At 71.9% G+C, this 331-nt stretch carries 1 pseudogene; it reads left to right on the top strand.

The annotated features are described in order from the left end of the window. A pseudogene (pntA, locus tag WG923_RS30375) lies at nucleotides 1-331 on the top strand (Re/Si-specific NAD(P)(+) transhydrogenase subunit alpha); the annotation flags it as partial.

The raw sequence follows: 331 nt of genomic DNA, 5'->3' as shown, positions 1-331 counted from the left end.
GGCCCGCAAGGCCACGGTGCTGGCCATCGACTCCCTGCCGCGCCAGCTCTCGCGGGCCCAGAAGATGGACGCGCTGACCTCCATGGCGGGCATCAGCGGCTACCGCGCCGTGATCGAGGCGGCCAATGCCTTCGGCCGCTTCTTCAACGGCCAGGTGACGGCCGCGGGCAAGATCCCGCCGGCCAAGGTGTTCATCGCCGGTGCCGGCGTCGCCGGTCTCGCCGCGATCGGCACGGCCGCCAACCTGGGCGCCATCGTGCGCGCCAACGACACCCGCGCCGAGGTCGCCGACCAGGTCGTCTCCCTGGGCGGCGAATTCGTCAAGGTCGAT

The sequence above is a fragment of the Ramlibacter sp. AN1133 genome (assembly GCF_037890035.1).
Classification (GTDB): domain Bacteria; phylum Pseudomonadota; class Gammaproteobacteria; order Burkholderiales; family Burkholderiaceae_C; genus Ramlibacter.
The sequence above is the reverse complement of the archived record's forward strand: the minus strand, read 5'-3'. Positions and strand labels throughout refer to the sequence as shown.